Here is a 25269-nt window from a genome sequence, read left to right as displayed (position 1 = left end):
TATATTACGCACAGTATATTCCTGATAAGTTAAACTGTCAATAGAGCTCATAAGTTCGCTCTAGCAAGTCCAGAATCGTATATCTCTGCAATGTATTGTATATACTTTGGTCCATTTCTTCAGTCAGCTCTTCAATAATAGACTTCATCTTAGTTCCAAATAAATGTTCCCCTGTTGCATCTAACATGATCTGACAACGTGTTTCTGCAATCTGAAGTGCATGGTATACTTCCCCGAGCAAAATGGTCTCCGCAGGACGGCTTAACTTATATCCGCCATCACGTCCTTCACGCGTTTCAAGGATGCCAGCACCTGCTAAGACAGATAGAATTCGTCGCAGAAGTGTCGCCTCGGATTGAATCGATCCCGCAATATCATTACTCGTGCACGTTGTATTCTCCTTGGCAAGGATCACCAACGCTTGAAGCGCTAAGCTAAATGTCTTATAGGTAGAGGGGCAGGATTTAATTTGCTTCTTGATAGATGACTGATCTTGCATATTCCCTTTTCCTCCTTCGGCAGTGCGATATTCCCCTGCATTTTATCGTAAACATTGCCTTGTCGCAAGCCTTCAAATAAGAAAACTCCCCCACCATTTCACCTTTCCGGTGGGTATACGGTGGGGGAGACTTCATCCTGGATGCTCCAGATTTGTTATTCGTCGATTTTCAGTACGGCCATGAATGCTTCTTGTGGTACCTCGACACTGCCGACTTGCTTCATGCGTTTCTTACCTTCTTTTTGTTTCTCAAGCAGCTTACGCTTACGCGAAATATCACCGCCGTAACATTTAGCAAGTACGTTTTTGCGCATCGCCTTAACGGTTTCACGCGCAACGACCTTCGTACCCACAGAGGCTTGAATCGGCACTTCGAACATTTGGCGAGGGATAATCCCACGTAGTTTCTCACAGATGATACGACCGCGGTTGTATGCACGATCACGGTGAACGATAAAGGACAAGGCATCAACCTGCTCATTGTTAAGCAAGATATCCATCTTGACCAGATTCGAACGACGGTACCCGCAAATTTCATAGTCGTAGGATGCATAACCTTTTGTACCTGATTTCAACTGATCAAAGAAATCATAAACGATTTCAGACAGTGGGATCTCGTAAGTAATCGTTACACGGTTAGTATCAAGATACTCCATATTTACGAACTCGCCACGTTTGTTCTGACACAGCTCCATTACAGTACCTACAAAGTCGTTAGGCACGATGATTGCTGCTTTAACGTAAGGCTCTTCAATGTAGTCAATCGTTCCGATTTCCGGATAATGTGACGGGTTGTCAATTTGAATCATTTCGCCATTGGTCAGCATGATTCGATAAATAACACTCGGTGCAGTTGTAATCAGCGGCAAATTGAACTCGCGCTCAATCCGCTCTTGAATGATCTCCATATGCAAGAGTCCAAGGAATCCGCAACGGAAACCAAATCCAAGCGCGCTCGAGCTTTCCGGCTCAAAGCTTAGCGAAGCATCATTCAGCTGGAGCTTCTCAAGTGCCTCACGAAGATCGTTATAATCGGAGGTTTCAATAGGATATAACCCGCAATATACCATCGGGTTGATCTTACGGTAGCCTGGTAGCGGCTCAGCAGTAGGATTCTTTGCGTCAGTGACAGTATCACCGACACGGGTATCTCCAACATGCTTGATCCCAGCTACGATAAATCCAACATCCCCGATGTTCAATTCATCGACAATGGTCATACGCGGCATAAATGCACCAACTTCAATGACCTCGAAGGTCTTCTCCGTTGCCATCATCTTAATCTTCGATCCCGCACGGATCTTCCCGTCCATTACGCGCACATAGACGATAACACCTTTGTAAGGATCGTAATGAGAGTCAAAGATCAACGCTTTAAGCGGCTCTTCTGAATTACCGGATGGCGCAGGAACCTGCTTCACCACCTGCTCCAGAATTTCCTTGATCCCGATACCGGCTTTGGCAGAGGCCATTACCGCTTCACTGGTATCCAGTCCGATAACATCCTCAATCTCCTGCTTTACCCGGTCTGGGTCAGCGTTTGGTAGATCAATTTTGTTGAGGACAGGCAGAATTTCCAGGTTGTTATCCAGCGCAAGATACACATTGGCAAGCGTCTGTGCTTCAATCCCTTGTGCCGCATCTACTACGAGCAACGCGCCTTCGCATGCTGCAAGACTGCGGGAAACCTCATAGGTGAAATCGACGTGCCCCGGTGTATCAATCAAGTTGAGATAGTATTCTACACCATCGTCTGCACGATAGGTTAAACGTACGGCTTGCAGCTTGATTGTGATACCGCGTTCGCGCTCCAGATCCATCTGATCGAGTACCTGTTCCTGCATTTCACGCGTGGTTAGTGCCCCCGTGTATTCCAAAATGCGGTCAGCTAGTGTCGATTTACCATGGTCTATATGTGCAATAATCGAGAAATTGCGAATTTGTTGTTGTCTTTTCTGAACGTCAGTCATTCCTTACCCCCACAGACAGCCTGATATTAATCCACTTATTATAACAGTACAAGCTTACTCCATCAATCCCGCCCTTACGTAAAACAGAAGAAACAGCTATTCACGTACCCGTGAAATAACTGTTTCTCCTGAAATCATTGTGATTCTTCCGCAGAATCGAACAATGAGACTACCCAGCGTATGCCCTTCTGAGAAGCCTGCTGCAAAAGGCCTGCCGTTTTATCCGCTATCACATCGACTGTCGGCTTTTGTTCCTCGGGAATCAGAATCTGCTCCGGAGTTTTCGTATTATCCCCATCTACCACTTGCTGAGGAAGATCTTCAGTTGGCGCAGGATTGCTATTCTGAGGCAATGGAGAAACAGGCGTATATGCACCTGTGATAGGGTCGATCACCATCGGAACATACACATAAGTCTGCCCACCTTGTGTAACCCCATTCTTAATCGGCTGAGATTGCATGCCCGTCACTTGACTGGTTGGCGTAGTCGATAGGTCGGTCCAGCCTGGCAGCAGCTTAGAGACGGTTGCGCCTCCGCTGCCACTGAACTGCATACCTAACAGTATGCCAACCCCTGCCCAAATACCGACCATAACCAGTTTTTTACCGAAACGAGACATGTAATCCACTCCTTCTTAAATACTTGGTAATAAGGTTGTTTATTCTAATGAAATATCTATAGCTTAAGAAGCTCCGTTCGACTTTTGAGGTGCTGTAGCATTTACCTTCTCCGAGTCATGACTGCTCCAGTACACATCCGCAATAGCATCTGCCAAAATATCAGCCGTACGCTTTAATTCCTCTGCTGTATTATCAATACCGCCCACTTCAATCAAGACACTATTAGGTGAGAGGGTTTGGTTGTACTCCCCGTTGTTTCCTTTACCCGCAGCTTTTCCCCATATTCCGCGAGATATTCCTGGGTAACTCTTTTCAATCGTTTGATGAATCTTGTTTGCAAACTCTTCGTTCTTCTTCCAATCTTTATTCGCATGTCCAATAATAAAATACACCTGAGCGTAACTTTTCCCATCAATCGTTGCAGTTGTTTTGCCGTGACGCTGTGAGTCGCGGTGAATGTCGATAAGTTCACTCATTTCTTGATTTGTGCTCATTGCTGATTTAACCAACATTCGGGAATACTTATAGGAAAAATTCCAGTTATAGTCGGCAATTTTAGTTGGAAAATCATCTTTGGCATGAACGGTACCAATTCCGCGTTGTTCCAATCTTTTCGTAATATATGATCCTACCAGCATTACATTTTTAGAAGAAACCGCCGAGCTTGGATTTTCGTTCGCTACGCCTAGTAGAGGGTTAAAGGCCTCCCGTGGATGTGAATGATAGATAAGGATCCGTTTAACCGAGGTGTCCTTGGGATTATCTGTCTCGCTTTGCGGATCACTCTTATCCGTACCTCCTGCAGCTGCTGATGGCTCAGGAGATGGAGCTATCGTCGCTTCAGGCTGCTGTGCTGGGGGATCTTCAGGCTTGTCCACTTCGTTTGGAGCAGACGAATCAACTTCTTCCCCGCCCTCAGCAAGTTCATCCGTTCCCGGATGATAATCAACAGGTGCTCCTGTAGAGCCGCCTGAGCCTTGTCGCAAAAGAAATGGATCATCCGCTGCCAAGCCTGGCACTTCACGAGAGACTAAACTCTTCGGATCACTTGGATTCACACTGGTCAGCAATTGAAATACAAAGGAAGTTACTTTTTCACCTGAAAAAGCGGAAGGCTCTTTCCCCTGCGGTAAATGCGGTACTTCCATCCCCAACAGCTCCATGAAAAATCCACTGGATAGCGAGGCCGCAAGCCCCTTCATAGATGGAATGGGTGAAGAGTTCAACTTCTGTCCGGCCAAACCGCCAGCTCCAAGCAGCATAAAAAACACTAGCGAACCTCCGGCGAGCAGCAGCATCGTTCTTCCCAGCGATAAAGCATCCAGCACTCTTCCACGTAAACGGCCGATGTTCCAAAGCTGAAACCATTTTTTATTCATTATATTTATGTCCTCCTCCAGCCCTCTGTAATCTCTTATACTCCAAATCTATGAGCGAAAGAGTAGTAGTAGAACCGTAAATGAGAGAATTGACATAAAGCCCGCACAGGATACTGTACATCAGCATCCCGCCGGACTGTGTGCTAGCTATGATTCAATTAGTGGGTATAAGCGCCAACATTCTCAGGATCGACCGCATCATGTAGCGCCGCATTAAGGCCACTCGCAACAATATTAGCGATGCCTTCAATAAATTCATCGATTTCCTTAGGGGTAACGATCAAATCATGTCCAAGCGGCTCCAGTACTTCCTTCACTAGTGACAGTCGCTCTTGCTCGGAAATATCGTCCAGCATCCCCATGATTTCCTTAGTATGACCCGCTCCTTTGCCAAAATGATTCTTCATCATCTCCAGCACATTATTTACAATGGTCGAAGCATAGCAAACGGTAGGAACACCGATAGCAACACAAGGAACACCCAGAATTTCCTGTGTTAATCCGCGCCGTTTATTGCCAATCCCCGAACCAGGGTGAATACCGATGTCGGCAATTTGAATTGTCGTATTGATCCGTTCCAGTGAACGGGATGCCAGCGCATCAATGGCAATGATGAGATCCGGCTTGGTACGATCCACGATCCCCTGTACAACTTCACTCGACTCGATACCGGTCAACCCTAACACCCCTGGAGCAATAGCACTTACCTTACGGTAGCCTGGAGAGACCTGATCCGGCACGAGCTCATAAAATTGCCGAGTAATGAGCGCATTCTCCACCACCAGCGGCCCCAATGAATCTGGAGTCACATTCCAGTTTCCCAGTCCAACGATCAGTACAGATGCATCCTTACCAATCCCAATCCTAGTCAGGAAGTCCTCGAATTCGCGAGCAAAGACTTCAGCTACTTTTTGCTGCAAGCCCGTATCTCCACCGCGCAATGCCGGCACCTCAAGAGTGACATAATTCCCAATCGCGCGACCTATCGCCTGAGATCCGGCAGCGTTAGCCACACCAAGCCGGGTAACTTTTATCCCATCAGACTCTTCCACTTCTTCGTTTACACCAGGAATTGGCGTCCTTTGTGGCCCTTGAGCCATTTCCTTCGCCTCTAACGCCAAGTCCGTGCGTACCGAATATAGCTGCAGATCCGGTTCCATTGTTCCAGCCTCCTAAAAGTTTTGTAAGCATCGCTCCATTGAATTACTTCGAGCAAAGCTTGCTTCGTAAGCGATACTTAGTTTTGTGAGCAGACGCTTCCCTTGAGTTACTTCAAACAAAAACTCAAATTGCAAGCTTCTGCCTATGCTCTTTTGTCGATAGTGTGCGAGAGAAAGCCCTTGTTTATGCAGGTTAAAATGGTTTAATTTGAAAGCTTTAAGTATTGCTTTTTACTACCGGTCATGCTAAACTATTTTAAGTTGTGAATCATTTGATAATGATTTCGAATGTCTTACAGGAGGTGAATGCAATGCCAAATATTAAATCCGCGGTTAAACGCGTAAACACGAACGAAAAACGCCGTGCACTGAACGCTTCCCAAAAATCCGCGCTTCGTACAGCTGTGAAAACTGCTGATGTAGCACTGACAGGTACGGAAGTTGAAACTGCTCAAGCTGCTTTCCAAGCTGCTTCCAAAAAGCTGGACAAGGCCGTAACTAAAGGTCTGGTTCATAAAAATGCGGCTGCCCGCAAAAAATCCCGCTTGGCGAAGAAATTGAACGCTCTTAAGGCTCAAGCCTAGGACGACATTCATAATGAGCAATTGAAGAACCTGACCGCTATGTTTCATACGGTTGGGTTTTTTTGTGCCTACTATTCTATAAATATAAGTAATAGTTTCCTCCTTTTAGACGTTAGTTGAATGAAAAAAACCACCTTAGAAAGGTAGTTTTCTTGAACGATCAACTTTTCTCTTTTTTCATTTCATAATAGTGATTCGTCATAAAATTATCCACTACTTAGCTCAAGTACCTAGCCGTAACATAAACAACTCCAGACCAAGCACTTTATCTATAGCTCCTGTCTTCATTTTATAATCCAGATCAGCCAGTGCACTTAAAATTTGACGCAGACGTTCACTTGAGAACTTGTGGGCCTGCTCCCCTGCAAGCTTTACTGCATAAGGATGAAGTCCGATCTGTGAGGCAATCTGACCTTGCGAATAACTATGAGCTGATAAATCCTTCACCTGCAAAATAATCCGGAACTGCCGTGCAATCAGCGCAGCAATCTTAATGGGTTCTTCCCGCTGCTTCAACAGCTCATACAGCGTATCAAGCGCCTTATCTAGACGCAGGTTAGCGATATCCTCTACAAGCGTAAACACATTTTGTTCCGTTCCGCGATGCACCAGACTCTCTACTGCTTCTGCGTCTACGGTTCCGCCCTTACCAGCGAACAAACATAGCTTGTCCATTTCCGCGGATAAGCCCTGCAAACCTGTCCCCGCATTAGTGATAAGAATCTCTGCGGTGCCAGATGCCATCGTACAACCTCGCTCACGAATCCCTTTCTCTACCCAGCGCAGCAGTTCTTCTGCCCCTAGCGGGTTGAAAGCTAATACCGTACCCGCTGTTTTAACGGTCTTCACAATTTTCTTACGCTCGTCCAGCTTGTCATTATTCACCATAAAGACAATCACACTGAAATCTACAGGATGCTGCAAATAATCACTTAAAATATCTATACGATGCTCAAGTTTGGCATTTTCTTTTCCCGCTGTAAATAAAGATGCGTCCCGCACCAGCAATAATTTACGTTCTACCATAAAAGGTACAGTCTCTGCTTCTTCTATCACAGCCTGCACCGGCGTCTCCGAGAGATCAAAGGGAATAACTGCGAAATCACGATCCTCTTTAGCAATTAGCTGGTCTTCCAGCAATGCCGCAAATTCATTCATTCGAAATTTTTCACTGCCGTACAAAAGGTACAGCGGCGAGATTTTCCCTTGTTTGATTTCTTTTATCGCCGTTTTGGCATCCATTCCGCCACTTCCTTTTCCATTCATCTAGCCCAATTTGCCCAGATTCCTATTGTAGCAAAAAAAACGACATAAATGCACATGCAAAAACGGAGAAACTCTGGCAGCCATGGCCAAAGCCCCTCCGTTTAAGCGGCGCATCTATATAAACGCCGGAGTGAGAAGCCCTAGAAACTTCCCATCCGACGGTCATACCGATGTTCTTCAAATCCTATACTTTCTAGTTCCTGTCCGGTTGCTATAGTATATTCTGAAACTCCGAAAAATGTTCCAGCCTCAATTTAATTTGTTGACATTGAAGACGGAGTCTTCGATGGTGTCGCCCCAGGTGTTGTAACCGGCGTTGAAGAAGCTGCTGACGCTTCCTGTACAGTGTACACCTTAGTGGTATTCACACCATCTTTCTCCGTCACATACGTAAACTGCGAGCTATCCGCCGACCATTCTCCAGAAATCCAATTTCCTTCTAATGGATAAGAAGTCACTGCTGTCCTATCTTCCACAGAACCTTCGGGTGAATTCTTATAAATAACAAGCTGTAATCCAACAAACTCAACGGCATAATGCCCATCAGGGGAAGTCCAAGTCTGCACATTAGAATCATTGGAATCACTAGAAATGTTAAAGCCCATAACCTCTCTCCTAAAATCATTCGCACTATCTAATGATTCCTCCGTAGGTGGCGCTGAATCAGCTGCGATCCCTTTATCTATAGAACCAGGTTGATCCTTCTTATCAGTCTTGAACTGATTATTACTGCCAGCACTAGTATCCGGAGTTTGAACTTTCGTTACAGTATCCGGCTTCGGCGTCATAATCTTCTCCGTAGGTTTGGGCTTCACATTATTTGTTGGTTCCGGTATCGATCGTCCTCCAGATCCAGCATTAGTTTCTGTTGGAGAAGTCGGCATCGACGCAGGGTCTACCGGCCCCATCGCTCTATCTAATGCAGCGTTATCCTCATTCACATCAGGAGCAGCTGGTAGAGCCCCCGAATCGATTCCGCTATTAGCAGGCGCAGCCTCATATGAATCAGCAGAAGTAGAGACTTGCGATTCAATAGCCATATTATCAGCACTATCGCTGGTCGCTTTACTACTATCCTGCATCATTTGTTCTACCTCTGCCCCAGGCATTTTATCCGGCATATTAAAAATAGCGATCCCTAATATTACGGCAGCTGCGATAGCTCCAATGCCTGTCCGTGCTGCTATAGAAGTTCCCTTGGAAGGTTTACCGCGGGAGCTTTCACGTGAAAATGGAACTACAACTGGTTCCTCGGTTCTCACAGCGCTTTGTTCACGGCTGCTTCGATCCAATTCTGCAAGCTGAGGTAAAATAGAGTCAACCAGACTAAACGGGGGTTTCACGTCTGGCAACTGCTCCAATTCATTGGAGAGAAGTGTCAGCCGCTCAAAGACTTCCGCGCAGGAAGGACAATTATCGATATGACGGAACATCTCAACAATCTCATCTTGGCTCAAGTCTTGGTCTATATAGCGGTGCATCCATTCCATCACCTCCGCGCATTTCATCCCGATACACCACCTTTCTGGTACTCCTGAAGTCTATTCTGCAGCTGCTGTCTGGCCCTAAACAGATATGATTTCACTGTATTCAAAGGCAAATCCAGGCAGTCTGCAATCTCGTTGTAAGAAAAATCTTGTAAATAGCGCAGGACGATGACTGTCCGATGATGCTCGGGCAATTGATCAATCGCTTCACGTATATCCTCAGCTAAATAAGAAGACAGAACCTCACGTTCCACATTGTGTTTATCCTGAAACACCATTTCATGCTCATCAATAGAAACTGTAGGTTTAGTTCTTCTGAATTTATCAATGCAAATATTGGTAACGATTCGCTGAACCCACGTTTTGAACTGGGCCTTTTCCTCATATGAACCGATTTTGGTATAAACCCGGATCAAGGCCTCCTGAGATGCATCCAGCGCATCTTGTTCATTATGCAAAATGTAGAAGGCGGTTTTATATACATGCCCTTCAATTTCTCGCAATAGGGTGATTAGAGCGTCGCGATCGCCCGCTTGAGCGGCTCTGATGAGTCCCTGCTCCACCACGAAGGTTCCCCCTCTCTATGCAATCTTACTGACGCGCAAGACTGCGAATTTGTTGCAACCCTGTAATTAATATTTTTAGAATACCAAACTTTTCTAAGAACGTCATGTTAAGCCATCTTTTATAAAGCGCTATCGCACATTTCATAGCATTTCACAGTCAATAATTCCTACTAAGCATACAGGGGAAACTTCAATCATTCAAATACTCTTTTGAATAACTTTATAACAAAAATGACACAAGTATAAACGCCTTCGGCATCGCAATATGGCCGGCAAGCGTTTAGGTAAGAAATATCTCCCATTTCCAAAAGAAACGGCTTATCCTCCTATCGGAAAAGAAGCCGTCAGTAAACAAGAAATAACCTTAGAATCGAGCACATAACTCTATTTATATAACACAATCTTGCAGAGCATGAACACTGCGTAGTTGTCCCTAGTTTCATCATCCACAACATACGCCTCTCCATTCTCAAAAATATGAGGGTTATTGTAATTCCGCTCTAATCTATAGATCTGGCCCTCCGTCACCTTACAACCATGGAATGCCGACGCAATTTCTACGTATTCCGCATCCTCTTCATCAGCTGCAAGATACAGCTTTTTATCATGATAAGCAGGCATATACTCACTCCCGGTCCGATAATAAACCATTCCAATTCGTAGACGTCAGTCAAACATCATAACTCTTCTACTTTATAGTTTATTGCCTTTGTCCTCATTCTATACTTTATGAAAACATATAATGTAAGAAAATCTGAATGTCGGAAAATAAGTATACAAAAAGGTTGTACGGCTGACATGTGTCAGCTATACAACCTTCAATAAATCTATTTATTCGAAATTAAGAAACATACCTGATCAAATACCTTTTATCTCTTTAAATTTTGCCACATACTGAGCCGCAAGATCGGTAATCTGATCGTATCGTCCATCCTTCGCAGGTGCAGTCAAATTGCCCCCGATACCTACTGCTATACAGCCGTTGGCAATCCACTTTTCCATATTATTCAGATCCACGCCACCTGTTGGCATAATGTTCACATGTGGCATAGGGCCTTTAACCGCTTTCACATAATCCGGACCAAACGCACTGCCAGGGAACAGCTTAAGCACATCCACACCAAACTTCAATGCTTCCTTCATTTCATTTAATGTCATGCAGCCAGGCATGTACGGAATCCCATAAAGATTACACATTTTAGCTGTCTCCGCTTCAAAAGAGGGACTGACCACAAATTCCGAGCCTGCAAGAATGGCTATTCTCGCCGTTAATGGATCAAGTACAGTTCCTGCTCCAATCACTGCGCGATCTCCGTACTCCGCTACCAATCGTTTAATCGCCACATCCGCGTCCGGAGTAGTAAAAGTTACCTCAATATTATTCAAACCGCCTTCGATACAAGCAACGGACATTTTAAAAGCTTCCTCAGCACTATCAGCACGAATTACGGCTACAACTCCAACGGACGCCACATTCTGCAATACTTTCATTTTCTTCATCAGTAGACTCCCTTTCTCTTGGTACGATCGTAGATGAATATGAAATACTAATTTAGATAAACTTTTTTATTAAATTTACTAATTAAAACGATATAATCTATAATCAGATAGTAATAACAATACGGTTAACAGTCAATACATTTTTATGGATATAGAGATATCAATTTGTTAAATCGACCAATAAACCCTTGTATTATACGGATTTATTGGTGGATTATTTTCTTTTCCCCAAAACACCATACGAATTAAAAATCATTCTTTTATTGTACAAAACCGATTTATGTGATAATTTCAAATTATACATCATTGTACTGGGATAAATTCATTACCCTAGGAGGAACTCAAATGAGTAAACAGTTGGATGCCGTCACTTTCGGGGAGCCGATGGCGATGTTTTATGCGAATGAAACGGGTCCCCTGCATGAAGTGTTTTCGTTCTCCAAAGCGTTGGCAGGTGCCGAGAGCAATGTAGCTACAGGCTTATCGCGCTTAAATCACCCTACAGGTTATGTTACGAAGCTTGGCGAAGATAACTTTGGTCATTTCATTGCGCAAGCAATGAAGAAAGAAAACATTGATACCGCCAACATTACTTTTACTAAAGAAAATTCAACGGGTATGTTAATCAAATCAAAGGTTGTTACTGGCGATCCTAAAGTCGAATACTTCCGCAAAAATTCCGCGGCCTCCAAGCTTAGTCTGGTTGATTTTGACGAGGCATACTTTAATGCTGCAGGACATTTACACGTAACAAGTATCTCCGCCGCCTTATCCAAGAGCTGTCATGAATTCTCTGTTCATGCTATGGAGTTTATGAAGCGACAAGGAAAGACGGTCTCTCTCGATCCAAATCTGCGCCCTAGCTTATGGCCGGATACAGAAACAATGGTGAAGACGATCAATGATCTGGCTACACGCTGTGATTGGTTCCTTCCAGGACTCGGTGAAGGCAAGATTCTTACAGGTCTAAATACGCCAGAAGAGATTGCGGACTATTATCTGGCGCGTGGCGTCAGCTTAGTCGTCATCAAGCTCGGACCTGAAGGCGCTTACTATAAATCCGCTGAAGGAGAAGGTTATGTAGACGGGTTTAAGGTAGCGCAGGTCGTTGATACCGTAGGTGCAGGTGATGGGTTTGCCGTTGGTGTAATCAGCGCAATGCTGGAAAAGCTTCCGATTGTTGAGGCCGTCAAACGCGGCAATGCGATCGGTGCGTTAGCCGTCATGTCGCCTGGCGATATGGATGGACTTCCGACCCGTGAGGAGCTTGCGAAGTTTATGCAGCAGGAGGTTTAAGCACATAGATTTGAGTCAGCTTTCGCAACATAATCTCTGTAAACTTCTGTAATTCTCATAAATAGCTGAACGCAACCAAATCTACACAACATAGCTGTACTCTATACAACTATATCGAGTCAAAATCGTTTCTTCTCGCCTTTAATTGCACTTTATACATTTAACAACCAGGTGAACATCGCTGTCAGCAATTTCCCGCAGAAATAACTGCACAAAATACAATTAAACTTTCAATTCAGGAAGCACAAACTAAAATAGTTGCAGAAAGTACAATTAACCATAAGAAGAAACAACAACGTTGCAGCCTTATAATCTAGCAGCTTGGGAGTTTTATTATTAAAAAATGCCGTCTCACAGTTGATCTGTGGAACGGCATTTTTTTGTGCTTCTATAGCTTGTAGTCAGTTATATAACTTCACAGATTGCCCTTGTTGCAAGGACGGCGGGAATCGATAGGTGATTGGAACGGAAGCACCCTTGTCCTCAATACAAGAGAGTATAATCTTAGCGGCTTGCATACCCATTTCGTATGCAGGCTGACGAATCGTTGTAATGACTGGATTATAAATTTGCGCGAATTCCGCATCATCTATACCGATGACAGACAATTGTTCCGGAATAGCGATCGCATTTCGATTCGCATATTTCAAAATCTCTGCTAGCGTGATATCGTTCGTAGCCAATAGCGCTGTCGGAGGGTCCGGCAATGCTAAAAGGCGCTTCAGTCCTGTAGCTAATTCTTCTTTTGGCACACTACAGATATATTCCTCACGCAGAGGTATGCCGGCTTCTTCCATCGCTTTTTTATAACCACTGATCCGCTCTTTACGAGGGGTAATCGCATGTTCACCTAATGGAAGGGATACGAGAGCGATTCGCTCATGTCCTTGCTGAGTCAGCTGCCCCACACCTATCTTGACCGCCATTTCATTGTCGAGCAGCAAACTCTGCGTGGTGATTCCATCTACCAGACGATCCATAAACACTAGCGGAAAGTCAGACTCGATCAGCCGACTGTAAGCAGACGGATCGTTCCCTGTCGGAAAAATAATTAAACCGTCCACCTGTCGGGCGACTAAGGTTTCGACGTACTTACTTTCTTTTTCCGCATTCTCATCGGCATTGCATATGATTACTTGAATCCCGTGTTGCTGCAGCTCGTTCTCGATCGCCCGGATACATTGAATAGACAGCGAATAATCGATATTAGCAACGATGATTCCGACCATATGCGTCCGATTCTGTTTCAGACTGCGCGCAAGTCCATTCGGTTGATAATTGAGCTCCTCGATCACAGCCTCAATCCGATTCTTCGTCGCTTCACTCATATATTTAAAACGTTTGTTCAAAAATTGGGAGACTGTACTCTTCGACACTCCCGCTTTTTGAGCCACATCATCAATCGTTAACTTCTTCATCGCTTCGGCTCCACTCTTCTCAAAAGAAAATTACTTTATCAAAAAGTATAGCTTTTATTGGGTGAATTATCTACTAGGGAGTAGAATTCAAATAATCCATATAAAGCTTATTTTGTTGCTCTTCCGATAAAAAAGCCCAATTCTCATCCAGCCACCCCAATCCAGCTTTCATAAGAATATCCGCTTTACGTTGTTCTCCGCCCACTTTATAATCCATGAGTAATGTTTCTCCCTTAATCTCTTTAAAACCAATTGCTGTAGCAGATGTTGGAATGCTCATGGTCTCCATATCATAAAGTACGGTTTTCTCTTTGTACTTTTTATCCCCTACATGTTCTAAGTAACTAAGTACGAGTTGCTCATGCTCCTTATCAACAGCAATGATTGACTTGTAATCTAATAATGTAATATCAAAGGATTTAAGCGCGATCGGTACCACAGTTTCTCCAGCCATTGCTTTTTTAACATTAAGCATTGAGATTTCAACATCCTCATACATACCTACACCAAGAGTCTTTTTGTAAGAAGTTAACAGGATATAATCTCCCGCTCCATAGAATCCACTCAAATATTGATAAGTACTTGCCCCTCCCGCATAAAGAGGAAATGTATAAATCCTAGTAGCCGAAGAAGCCGATAGCTCCGTCTGGTCCTTCGAGCTCAGGTAAAGGGTGAACGGTTCTGTAGGATGTGTGTACTTTGGCTTCTTGTAGTCCACCATCGGGGGTGGCGGCGACCAAAGGATTCCCGCTGTTGTCTCAACGGCATATGCTTTAGTCTTATCTCTGCTCATTGGCAAAGGCATGTAGTATTTCTTACCGCTAATCTCAAACTCTGCTGGACTTGTCGGAGGCTCTGACGCTTTGTCATTAGTAACAGGAGTAGAAGAAGGTAGTATCGCTGCGGCTTGTGACTGCACCGATGAAGATTGAACTGGACCTTGGTTCTTCCATGCGCCTATAGGCAAGTTAAGTGCACCTATCAACAAAATCATAGCCACACTGGTCAGTAGCACACTTTTGTTTATTCGATAACGTCTGTGATTTTTATTTTTAAGCGTAGCAGCCTGTTCGATCTGAATCATCAGCTCAGGTGTAAAGCCATCTTCAATAAAAGGTCTTTTGCCTGCTTGCGCATACCAATCAGTCTGTCCGATCATCACTGGATTACTATTATCAGCTTTGCCTTTCATTCTCTCTCCTCCTTCTGAATGGCTTGCTTAACCTTCTCCCTCGCTCGCGCGAGTCGAGATTTCACAGTCCCTTGTGGTACATTCAGTAAATCGGACATTTCGCCGATCGATAGTCCATACTGAATATCCAGTACAAGCACCTCTCTATTCTTATCTGGTAGGTTCATAATAATTTCCCAGATTCGGTTCGCATACTGATTGCCGAGCGCTTCTCTTTCTGCAGACGGAGCATTTACAGTAACAGGTTGATCTCCAAATGGTATGAATCTGCGCCAAAAGCTATTTTTGCTCCAGCTGAAGGCTGTATTTCTAGTAATCGTGAGCAGCCAGGTCTTCATCGACGATTGTCCCCGGTACTTCCCCACATTTTTATATGCCTTCAAAAATACTTCTTGGCTAATATCATTCGCTTGCTCACGGCTTCTAGTTAAGAAAAAAGCATAATTCCACACATCCGATCCATACGCCTCCATCATTTCCCGCAAGGTCATTTCGGACGCATACGCTTCTGCATATGGCATATCTTCGCTTAGCATGTTTCGTCTCACCCCTTGCCTAATAAGACTTTCCAACCTTGAAAAAGTTCCCTATAAAATAAATAATTAGGTTTTACATTACTTAACAGTATAATCTGTAGATCTGTCTATTAAAAAGCACCACCGATGAACGTCTAAACGTCATCGGTAGTGCTCGGATATCTGATAGGGCTGATCTGAATCTTGATTGTTGCTCTCTTTGTAAGTTTGTCGCCCGTAATCGGAGGATAATGGTCAACCCTGCTTTTCTCCGGACTCAGATTTATCTGTAAAAAGCGTTCTATTGCATTTCGTGCAATAGAAATTGATTTTTCAACGCCATAGAGAGTATCTGTTGCACTTCATGCAATAGATACTCTTAAAATCCACAGAAATAGGCGCTTTTCCTCATTTTGAGTGTACAAAGTACAACAGAATGAAGATCACGCTATCTTGGAGTGCGTTCTATTGCACAAAATGCAATGCCTCCACCAACTTATATCGCACTTCAACCCCCTCTGCCCGCACCCGCATCTGTATTTCCCCCTGCTGATCCGTCCGGAAAATAGATGCTTGGTTATCTTGCAATCGCTCCAACACCTCAGCTTTCGGATGACCATACAGATTATTAGCACCCGCTGAGATCACCGCTGCTGCAGGCTGCCAGAATTTTAACCAAGTTTCGCCAGTGGATGTCTTGCTCCCATGGTGAGCCACCTTCAACACATCAATGACAGGTCCAGTGCTAATCCCCTTTTGCTTAGCCTGCTCTACAATCTCCTCCTCGGCTTCCAAATCCATATCTCCGGTGAATAGAAAGTTCCTACCATTCATCTCTAAGCGAAAAGCTACCGAATCGTGGTTCTGCTCTTCCAGTAGAGGAATGCCATTCTGATAAGGATTACCCGACGCTTCTCCACCCCTTCCCTCCGGCCATAAAAAGGACAGCTTCGTCTTATCATCCGGGGAAAGGGTCTTTCCTTGATGCACAGCATACAACTGAACATCCCTCTCTAGCGCAGTCCGCATCATCCCCATATAAAACTCGCGATCAACTATTGTCCCATTAAAAAGCAATGCCGAAACCGGAATCTCTTCCAACACGGCTTGAAGTCCTCCGGCATGATCCTGATCTCCATGTGTCAAAATAATGACATCTAAACGGTGGATACCACGTTTTTTCAGTAGAGGAACCAGCACTTTAGCGCCAACCTCGAACGGACTTCGGCGAACGCGCCACTCTTCTTTTTGACCAAAGTTTAAGGTTCCGCCACCGTCCACTAGAATATGTGCTCCGCTCGATGTAGTGATGAGAATGCTGTCGCCTTGTCCAATATCCAGATAACTAATTGTACCTCTGCCTGCTTGACCGTCCGACTGATAACCCCAATACAGCAGCATCCCCAGCCCAACTGCCAACAGTAGAACAATCGCCCCGCTCCAGCGTCCAACCTTGGAACCATCAATAGCAAACTGTGAATTCCCCACTCTCCCAAACCCACCGTGACTGTTCACAGGTAAACCAGCCTCCATTAATGGTCTCGTCTCATCCTCCATATATTGCGGTGCAGAACGAGTTTCCTTTCTTAGCTTGGCAACATACAGCAGACCATACAATAAAACATAGTACACCCCGATCCACAGCAGTGAAGGTGAGCCCCAAATCAAAACTCCACCGGCAAATTTATTGATCCATTCCACAGCGAAAAAAGTAAAGTTATTCAGCAGCTTCGTAACATGCGCCAGTACGTATGCAGCATCTTCCCACAGTCGTCCAAGCAGTAGTGCAAGCGTCCCTAGCGGCAATACTACAAAGGTAATCAAAGGTACAAAGACCAAATTGGCGACAAAGGATAGTAGCGAAAACTGATTAAAATAATAAATCGTGAGCGGGAAAGAAACTAATTGGGCCACTAACGTCACAGAGACCGCACCTTTAAGCCAGCGTGGCAGTATGCTCAAAAGAGGATTCATAAGCGGAACGTAAACCATTAAGCCAAGGGTCACCAGAAAAGACAGCTGGAAGCTGACACTGAGCAGCATATAAGGATTCCAGATCAACATAACCAGTGCCGATGCCGCCAAAATATTCAGTCCATCCTTCAGCATCCCAACTCGTGCAGCGAGCAGGGCAATCATACTCATCAGCCCCGCACGCACAATGGACGGGCCCGCACCCGACAAGAGGACATATACAGGAACAAGTATGAAGGTGAGCGTTAGTGCCGTCTCTTTTGTCAGCCGTAAGCGCCTGAACAGAAATAAAAGAACACCTACATACACCGCTACATGCATACCTGAAATGGCGAGAATATGCGTTAAACCAAGCTGCGAGAACTGTTTAAAGGTATCCGGATCAAGATCATCCTGCATCCCAATGATTAAGCCCTTCATATACCCAGAGTGACGTTCTTGAAAAAGTTGATCGAGCTCTGCCCCAAGGGCCATCCGCGCGCTGTCATTTAAGCGAAAAATCGTTAACACACTCCATGAATCTGGCACGGTTACCCTTACATTTTCGGCCCCCTGCCCCTTCAATAGCCAATGAATCTTCTTCGTATGTAAATAGGCACGATAATTGAAGCCTCCAAAATTACGCGCTACTGCCGGCTCTTCCAGCACGCCATTAAGCAGCACCTCATCCCCTCTTCGCCACTTTGCAGCAACAGTAATTTCATGCTCGGCCAGAAGTTTGATCTGCACTGCGATTAACTCACCCTCACCCTCTACCTTTTCATCCTGCTCTTCCACAGGATCAGATGCTTTTTCATCTCCCTCTGCAAGCAGGTTCATATGTGAGAGCTTCATTGTAAAATCAACCCGATCCCCATCCCGTTCCACAACGGAAATGATCATGCCTCTAGCTTCCACGGGACTCCCATTCAACTCTGCAATCGTGCTGCCCAGCGCTTCAGGTATTCCGCTAATATTTCGAGCTTCGTTCCACTTCCAATATCCAGCCGCTAAAGAAATGGATAAACACAACACGGCTATGTATTTCCAACTTACTGTTCCCCACACCCTAAGACTCACCAGTAAAAGTATTAATCCTGCCCACGCCAATAGCAGTCCGCTCCCTGAGCTTAAGCAAGCCGCTGCGCTTCCAGCCACCCAACATACTGTAAAGCTTAACAAGGGTCTTTCCTTCACGTGCCCATCCCCCTTTCACAATACTGGATACAAAAAAAGAACCTCTGCATACGCCATAAAAGCGCACGAGAGGTTCTTCCTCAAGCCATCTTATTAAATTGGTGTTATACAGATCAGCTATTCCGATACTTTGATCATCGTTTCACTTGGCGGCTCATAGTTCTCCAATTGGCGAAATATGATACCCTTGGCAGCCATCATCGCTTCAACCTTTTCCATATCCTTACGGTAAGGTCGGTAATACACGATTTCCACGATACCACTGTTCGCCAGCATATTGGCGCAGGTCCAGCAGGGCTCATCTGTCACATAGACGGTACTGCCTTCCCGATCGATCCGGTCTGTAAATAGCAAAAGATTCTGTTCCGCATGAATCGTGCGAATACAGCGCTGTTTCTTCACCATTGTCTCTACGCCATCCACGATTTCCATTTCATATTGCTCCGAGAGCATACAGCCTGCCTCTGAACAATCAGGTACGCCCATTGGCGCCCCGTTGTACGCTGTTCCTAGCAGCTTCTTGCCTTGTACCAGCACAGCACCTACATGTCGGCGATTACAGCGTGAACGAGTGGAGACCATGCAGGCAATGTCCATGAAGTAAGTATCCCAGTCTTTACGATAAGCAGCAGTCATAATCAATCTCCATATCCTTCTAAATAGTTGTTAACTATTGTAACACATCCCCGCAAGTATTCACTAGGACAACGGTTGTAGCACATTCAACAGTACCTTCAATACCCTTATATCTTAAAATATTACTAAAGGCTTTAGCTTTTCCAGCATTTTGGGCCCGATCCCCTTCACCTTCCCCAAATCTGACAGACTACGAAAAGCCCCTTCACGGTTGCGGTACTCGATTATAGTCTGTGCCTTCTTCTCTCCGATGCCCGGGAGATCCATCAGCTCCTTAGCACCCGCAGTGTTCACATTTATTTTACCTTCCTGTGAAGCGACTGACGTGGTAACCTCAAGCGCCTCCAAAGCATTCTCTCCAGTAACCGTTGTCCCTTTTTCATCTACTGGAGTCGGGACAGTATGATCTACTTGTGCAGTATCCTTCACCTTCTGAGCAGCATCAGACTTATCACTAACTTCAGCCTTTCCGGCACTATCAGTTTTCCCAGAAGCATCAGTCTTCCCAGTGGCTTCGGCTCCCACTGTAACTTTCCCAGCACTTTGCTTATCTACCTTCGTCTGCTGGCCTCCCACTTTGCCCTCTGTAGCCGAAGCTTCATCTGGCTCAGCGACTCCAATCGCTTGTTCCATGCTTCCATTCAAGGTCTCCCATCCGGCAATGCCGGAATCCCCCTTACTCCCAGCAGCCCATAACAGTCCACTACCTAGTAAAGCTAAAGCCACTCCGAGCACTATACTCCCTTTATTCAAAATGCACTCCCCCTCACGAAAATTCGTCCTATACTTTTTTGTGAATCTTCATACATTCCTTTAATTGGAATTCCCTTTAATAATTCATACAAAACCTGTCATTTGTCCAAGGCTATCCTGCATACATATAACGAAGAGAATTCATGTCAGTTAGTAAAAAGCAATGCTAGAAAGGAGGAACCACAGGTGAAAGTAGGATTTATCGGAACAGGCAGCATGGGCAGCCTGCTGATCGACGCCTTTCTTTCTTCCGGAGCGCTAGAACCGTGTGATGTGCTTGCCAGCAACCGCAGTCTGAATAAGCTGCTGGAGCTTGAGAAGCGTCACCCCGGCATTTCCATTTGCGGAAACAATAGGGAGACAGCGTTAGGAAGTGATATCGTTTTTTTATGCGTAAAGCCGCTTGAATTTAAAACATTAACCAATGAGATCGGCTCATGTCTCCGGAGTGAGCAAATCGTCGTATCCATTACAAGTCCAGTTCAATTGCATCATCTGGAATCCGCTTTGCCGTCCAAAATCGCTAAGATTATCCCAAGCATTACGCACTGCGTCAAGAGTGGGACTTCACTGTGCATTTTTGGCAGCAGGCTTAATAAAGAAGACAGGCTTGTACTGCTACAGCTATTGTCTTTCATAGGTGTCCCCTTAGAAATCCAAGAGGCACATACCCGAATCGCTTCTGATTTCTCCAGCTGTGGACCTGCGTTCTTAAGCTATTTCATTGAGCGCTGGATTGAAGCAGCTGTTGAGGCCACTGGAATTGAAGAGTCATTAATCAGCCGACTTGCTGGTGAAATGCTGCTGGGTACAGGAAAATTGCTGACAGAAGGTGAGTTTACCCCGCAAGAGCTTCAAGAACGGGTCGCTGTTCGCGGCGGCATTACCGCAGAAGCGTTAAACCACTTACGTACCAGTCTAGATGGTGTATTTGAACGCCTCATCACGACAACGCATGATAAATATGATGAGGATGTTATTAAGCTTGATGAACTATTCGGACATGACACTATTAATCAAGGTCCGAAATAACGTTAGAACAACAAAGCCCGCAGCACGGATTTCTCCGATGCTGCGGGCAGAATTGCGTTCTTCGCTTAACCCACTACAATATTTACAAGCTTGCCAGGAACCGCAATAATCTTGCGTACGGTTTTACCTTCTACAGCTGCACTTACATTAGGAAGTGCCAGCGCATGAGCTTGCATTTCTTCCTGACCCATATCCAGCGGAATCAATGCGCGTTGTACGATTTTACCATTCACCTGAATAACGATTTCAACCTCAGCATCAACTGTCCATGCTTCATCATAAGTTGGCCAAGCCACGTAGCTGATGCTTCCTTCATGACCAAGCAGTTGCCATAGCTCTTCAGCAATATGCGGTGCCAGTGGTGACAACATTTGCACAAAATGTTCGGCAGCTTCATGGGACAACGTTTCTTGCTTGTAGGCATCGTTAATGAAAATCATCAACTGGCTAATCGCCGTATTGAAACGCAGATGCTCGAAATCCTCAGTAACTTTCTTAATCGTTTTGTGCCAAGTACGTTTGAACTCTTCCGTTCCGCCATCTGCTGTGATTTTGGAATTGAGCTTACCTTCCTCATTCACGAACAGGCGCCATACACGGGACAAGAACCGGTGAACCCCTTCAACACCCTTTTCATTCCAAGGCTTGGTTGCTTCCAGAGGGCCCATAAACATTTCATAGACACGCAGTGTATCTGCACCAAAAGCTTCAACAATCTCATCAGGGTTGATGACATTTCCGCGTGATTTACTCATTTTTTCATTATTATTTCCAAGAATCATACCTTGGTTAACCAGCTTATGGAAAGGCTCTTTCGTTTCTACTACGCCGATATCATAAAGCACTTTGTGCCAGAAACGTGCATAGAGCAAGTGAAGCACGGCATGCTCGGCTCCACCAATGTACAGATCCACTGGAAGCCATGCTTTTTGCTTCTCTGGGGAGCACAGCTCTTGATCGTTTTTCGGATCAATGTAACGCAGGTAGTACCAGCAGCTGCCCGCCCATTGCGGCATGGTGTTGGTCTCACGGCGAGCCTTCATACCAGTCTCAGGATCGATCGTTTCCACCCAATCTGTTACATTGGCAAGTGGAGACTCCCCAGTACCCGATGGTTTGATCGCATCTACATCAGGCAGTACCAGCGGCAGCTGATCAACCGGAACAGTCTTCATTGTACCGTCTTCCAGATGCAAAATTGGAATCGGCTCTCCCCAGTAGCGTTGACGGCTGAACAGCCAATCACGCAGACGATAGGTTACTTTACCTTTACCTACGCCCTTCTCTTCCAGCCAAGCAATCATCTTCGCAATTGCTTCTTCATTCTTAAGGCCATTCAAGAAATCAGAATTGACATGCGGTCCGTCTCCGGAATATGCTTCTTCTTCAACGTTGCCACCTTGCACGACTTCCACGATATCCAGGCCGAATTGTTTAGCAAATTCCCAGTCGCGTGTATCGTGACCTGGAACCGCCATGATCGCACCCGTTCCATATCCGGCAAGTACATAATCTGCAATCCAGATCGGCGTCTTAGAACCATTCACAGGATTGATTGCATACGCACCCGTGAATACACCGCTCTTCTCTTTAGCCAAATCTGTACGTTCAAGATCGCTCTTATGAGAAGCTTTCACACGATATTCTGCAATCGCTGCGCGTTGTGCTTCTGTTGTAATGGCATCAACCAGTTCATGCTCTGGTGCTAATACGCAGTAGCTCGCTCCGAACAATGTATCTGGACGTGTTGTAAACACGGTCAGGCTAGCGTCGTGACCTTCAATTTCAAAGTTCACTTCTGCACCTGTGGATTTGCCGATCCAGTTGCGCTGCATATCCTTAATGCTTTCAGACCAATCCAGCTCTTCCAGATCTTCTAGCAGACGCTCAGCATATTCAGTAATTCTCAGAATCCACTGACGCATCGGTTTGCGGACAACCGGATGTCCTCCGCGCTCACTTTTACCGTCAATAACTTCTTCGTTGGCAAGTACTGTACCCAGTGCCTCGCACCAGTTAACAGGTACTTCTGCTACATAAGCCAAGCCTTTGTTGTACAACTGGATGAAAATCCACTGCGTCCATTTGTAATAATCTGGATCTGTAGTGCTGATCTCGCGATCCCAGTCGTAGGAGAAACCCAGCGATTTGATCTGACGACGGAAATTATCGATGTTCTTATCTGTAAAATCACGTGGATGCTGACCAGTATCCATGGCATACTGCTCTGCAGGAAGTCCAAAAGCATCCCAGCCCATCGGGTGCAGCACGTTAAAACCACGCATCCGTTTGTAACGGGATACGATATCCGTTGCTGTGTAGCCTTCTGGATGACCTACATGCAGTCCTGCACCTGAAGGGTACGGGAACATATCCAGTGCATAGAAATTCGGTTTGGTTGGATCTTCACCTGTCTTAAAACTTTTGTTCTCATCCCAGAACTTTTGCCACTTGGGCTCAATAGCCTGTGCCCGGTAACCGCCGGCAGGTATACTGTTTGTTTGATTGTCGCTCATTGTCTGCTCCTCCTTGGAGTGTTACTACTTAGATTTCTTAACCAAGCATAAACTGCCATCGGCATCCTTATAAGGACGGTAAGCGTTTATGCGAGAAATATAAGACATGAAGTATTTCGTGAAACCTATACCCTCTTATATTTACAAAAAAACCTCCCATCCCTAGCGTATTATCGCTAGGGACGAGAGGTTATAATTCCCGTGGTACCACCCTAGTTAGCGGCTGAATATACTTTATTCTGCCACTCACTTTGCACCCTTTAGCGGGGGTGAGGCGACGACGGTTCACCTAGGACATCCATTATATCTAGTGGATATCCTGAAACTTGCGCCGTTACTCCGAGGTGAGTTCACTCCGTTCCGTTAACCGGCTCGCACCTTAGTGCCGGCTCTCTGCAATAACGGTATAGAATTAATACTCCTCATCATCGATCAACTATATATACCGACTGTTCATCAGTAATATTCCCCAACATTATATACAAAACTGTTGACTATAGTCAATGTTTTACCCTATTTACACGGGCTTTCGTTTGATTAAATACGTCATAAAGTGTTGAATAACGACTTTTGCAGCCGCGAAGAACGGTACAGCAAGGATAAGTCCGATCATCCCCGCCAATTCACCGCCAACCAGAAGTGCAAAAATAATGAGCAGCGGATGCAAATGCAGCTTCTTTCCCACCACCTGAGGTGAGATTATGTTACTTTCCACGATTTGGCACACTGTGTTAACCACTGCAACCAACAGCACTAAACGGAAAGAAACCGTCGAAGCCATTACAATGGCTGGTGCAGCCCCCAAAAAGGGACCCATATACGGAACAATATTGAACACTGCCACCACACTCGCAAACAATAAAGCATATGGCATTCCGATGATGGCATAACCGATATAAGCAAGCACACCTATAATAATGCAGACCAGAAACTGTCCACGAATGTAGTTGCCGAGTGCATCATCGATATCTTTTAACAAAGTTACAATCGACTTACGGCGTGCGCGGGGCAGACAAGACACCACCGTCCGCTCAAACACATCAAAATCCTTCAGAATATAGAACACTAGAAACGGTACAATGAAAGCATTGAACAGCACATTAATCGTTGTCCCTATATTATCGAGAAAATTAGAGATCCCTTCGGCGAGACGACTTTCCAGTTGAAAAAACCAGTTGTTCATCCCCATTTCGACCCCGGGCGGGATTAGTCTAGAATTCATATGTCGCATCAGCCCCTGGGCTTGCAGCGTCATCTCTGGCAAATGTTCATTCAACTCTTCAAGCTGCTCGATAAACATCGGGATAAGGTTAATTGCGATCACTGCAATCGCCGTTAGGAATACTGCATATATAAGTAGAACAGCTACACTACGCGGCATCTTCCGTCCGGCAAGCATACTAACGACGGGATTCAGCACGTAGGAAATAATCATAGCTGCCAGAAATGGAGCAAGGATTGCCTTCAAAAATACAAATATCCCCTGCAGCATTGGACGAAGCAACCAAACAAAATACAAAATGATCAAGGAGAGCAGCACTCCGATCATCCAGCGGAACCACTTACTTTGGGACCATTGCTCCATGAGTGTACCCTCCTGCGACTGTAGCCTGGACTAGCTTCGTAAATAAGTATATGTATGGCCGCAGCAAAATAACCATCAAGCACACAAAATAACCCCACAAAGTGAGGCCTGTGCTTCGATGCTGATTCAGGTACTTTGCGGGGA

At 45.3% G+C, this 25269-nt stretch carries 21 protein-coding genes; 3 read left to right on the top strand and 18 right to left on the bottom strand.

From position 1 onward, the window contains the following. Positions 1–37 precede the first annotated feature (37 nt). The 5 genes from CA600_RS21325 to gpr all read right to left on the bottom strand — a co-directional run bounded on the left by CA600_RS21325 (position 38) and on the right by gpr (position 5629). Entirely contained in the window at positions 38–499 is a 462-nt protein-coding gene (locus CA600_RS21325; protein ID WP_094872696.1) for an Rrf2 family transcriptional regulator, read from the bottom strand. 155 nt (positions 500–654) lie between these two features. Further along, a complete protein-coding gene (gene lepA / locus CA600_RS21320) occupies positions 655–2469 on the bottom strand; it encodes a translation elongation factor 4 (protein ID WP_036677511.1) in 1815 nt (604 codons plus the stop codon). Positions 2470–2603: 134 nt separating this feature from the next. Continuing rightward, the gene (locus tag CA600_RS21315) at positions 2604–3089 is read right to left on the bottom strand and encodes a hypothetical protein (RefSeq protein WP_094872694.1); all 486 of its coding nucleotides are present in this window, start codon (positions 3087–3089) and stop codon (positions 2604–2606) included. A gap of 63 nt (positions 3090–3152) precedes the next feature. Further along, positions 3153–4469, bottom strand: coding sequence for a stage II sporulation protein P (locus tag CA600_RS21310; protein ID WP_094872692.1), 1317 nt, complete (start codon positions 4467–4469; stop codon positions 3153–3155). Positions 4470–4627: 158 nt separating this feature from the next. Continuing rightward, on the bottom strand, positions 4628–5629 hold the full coding sequence (gpr, locus tag CA600_RS21305; protein ID WP_094872691.1) for a GPR endopeptidase: 1002 nt from the start codon (positions 5627–5629) through the stop codon (positions 4628–4630). Between the two features lie 311 nt (positions 5630–5940). Here gpr and rpsT point away from each other — a divergent pair, with 311 nt between their 5' ends. Beyond that, on the top strand, positions 5941–6213 hold the full coding sequence (rpsT, locus tag CA600_RS21300; protein ID WP_042130412.1) for a 30S ribosomal protein S20: 273 nt from the start codon (positions 5941–5943) through the stop codon (positions 6211–6213). 222 nt (positions 6214–6435) lie between these two features. Here the strand turns inward: rpsT and holA are convergent, their stop codons facing one another. The 5 genes from holA to CA600_RS21275 form a co-directional block, all read right to left on the bottom strand. After that, complete coding sequence (gene holA / locus CA600_RS21295) at positions 6436–7455, bottom strand: DNA polymerase III subunit delta (protein WP_094872689.1); 1020 nt, start codon at positions 7453–7455, stop codon at positions 6436–6438. A gap of 278 nt (positions 7456–7733) precedes the next feature. Beyond that, positions 7734–8987: an anti-sigma factor family protein gene (locus CA600_RS21290; protein ID WP_094872688.1), complete on the bottom strand. Its 1254-nt coding sequence runs from the start codon at positions 8985–8987 to the stop codon at positions 7734–7736. Continuing rightward, positions 8984–9532 (bottom strand): RNA polymerase sigma factor, encoded by a 549-nt coding sequence (locus CA600_RS21285; protein WP_036677530.1) that lies wholly within the window; start codon positions 9530–9532, stop codon positions 8984–8986. The genes CA600_RS21290 and CA600_RS21285 overlap by 4 nt, the downstream gene beginning before the upstream one ends. A gap of 384 nt (positions 9533–9916) precedes the next feature. Beyond that, positions 9917–10153 (bottom strand): hypothetical protein, encoded by a 237-nt coding sequence (locus CA600_RS21280; RefSeq protein ID WP_042191032.1) that lies wholly within the window; start codon positions 10151–10153, stop codon positions 9917–9919. Positions 10154–10390: 237 nt separating this feature from the next. Further along, a complete protein-coding gene (locus tag CA600_RS21275) occupies positions 10391–11032 on the bottom strand; it encodes a bifunctional 2-keto-4-hydroxyglutarate aldolase/2-keto-3-deoxy-6-phosphogluconate aldolase (RefSeq protein ID WP_094872686.1) in 642 nt (213 codons plus the stop codon). Between the two features lie 345 nt (positions 11033–11377). Between CA600_RS21275 and CA600_RS21270 the strand changes: the two genes are divergently transcribed. Further along, positions 11378–12328 (top strand): sugar kinase, encoded by a 951-nt coding sequence (locus CA600_RS21270; RefSeq protein ID WP_094872685.1) that lies wholly within the window; start codon positions 11378–11380, stop codon positions 12326–12328. 401 nt (positions 12329–12729) lie between these two features. Here CA600_RS21270 and CA600_RS21265 read toward each other — a convergent pair whose 3' ends face one another. The 6 genes from CA600_RS21265 to CA600_RS21240 all read right to left on the bottom strand — a co-directional run bounded on the left by CA600_RS21265 (position 12730) and on the right by CA600_RS21240 (position 19992). Further along, positions 12730–13746, bottom strand: coding sequence for a LacI family DNA-binding transcriptional regulator (locus CA600_RS21265; RefSeq protein WP_094872683.1), 1017 nt, complete (start codon positions 13744–13746; stop codon positions 12730–12732). 73 nt (positions 13747–13819) lie between these two features. After that, entirely contained in the window at positions 13820–14938 is a 1119-nt protein-coding gene (locus CA600_RS21260) for a hypothetical protein (protein ID WP_094872682.1), read from the bottom strand. Then, the gene (locus CA600_RS21255) at positions 14935–15474 is read right to left on the bottom strand and encodes an RNA polymerase sigma factor (protein ID WP_094872680.1); all 540 of its coding nucleotides are present in this window, start codon (positions 15472–15474) and stop codon (positions 14935–14937) included. The genes CA600_RS21260 and CA600_RS21255 overlap by 4 nt, the downstream gene beginning before the upstream one ends. Positions 15475–15918: 444 nt before the next feature. Continuing rightward, positions 15919–18603 (bottom strand): ComEC/Rec2 family competence protein, encoded by a 2685-nt coding sequence (locus tag CA600_RS21250; RefSeq protein WP_094872679.1) that lies wholly within the window; start codon positions 18601–18603, stop codon positions 15919–15921. Between the two features lie 117 nt (positions 18604–18720). Next, a complete protein-coding gene (locus CA600_RS21245; protein WP_042191041.1) occupies positions 18721–19239 on the bottom strand; it encodes a deoxycytidylate deaminase in 519 nt (172 codons plus the stop codon). Between the two features lie 114 nt (positions 19240–19353). Continuing rightward, on the bottom strand, positions 19354–19992 hold the full coding sequence (locus CA600_RS21240; RefSeq protein ID WP_094872677.1) for a helix-hairpin-helix domain-containing protein: 639 nt from the start codon (positions 19990–19992) through the stop codon (positions 19354–19356). 186 nt (positions 19993–20178) lie between these two features. Here CA600_RS21240 and comER point away from each other — a divergent pair, with 186 nt between their 5' ends. Further along, positions 20179–21024 carry a late competence protein ComER gene (gene comER, locus CA600_RS21235; protein WP_094872675.1) on the top strand — a complete coding sequence of 282 codons (846 nt, stop codon included), beginning with the start codon at positions 20179–20181 and terminating at the stop codon, positions 21022–21024. Positions 21025–21089: 65 nt separating this feature from the next. Here comER and leuS read toward each other — a convergent pair whose 3' ends face one another. Next, positions 21090–23540, bottom strand: a complete 2451-nt coding sequence (gene leuS / locus CA600_RS21230; protein WP_094872674.1) for a leucine--tRNA ligase — start codon at positions 23538–23540, stop codon at positions 21090–21092. Between the two features lie 517 nt (positions 23541–24057). Beyond that, a complete protein-coding gene (locus CA600_RS21225; RefSeq protein WP_042191048.1) occupies positions 24058–25125 on the bottom strand; it encodes an AI-2E family transporter in 1068 nt (355 codons plus the stop codon). Positions 25126–25269 lie beyond the last annotated feature (144 nt).

This window comes from Paenibacillus sp. VTT E-133280 (genome assembly GCF_002264385.1).
Taxonomy (GTDB): Bacteria; Bacillota; Bacilli; order Paenibacillales; family Paenibacillaceae; genus Paenibacillus_AQ; species Paenibacillus_AQ nitricinens.
Note: the sequence above shows the minus strand (reverse complement) of the source record. Positions and strands in the feature narration are given on the sequence as shown.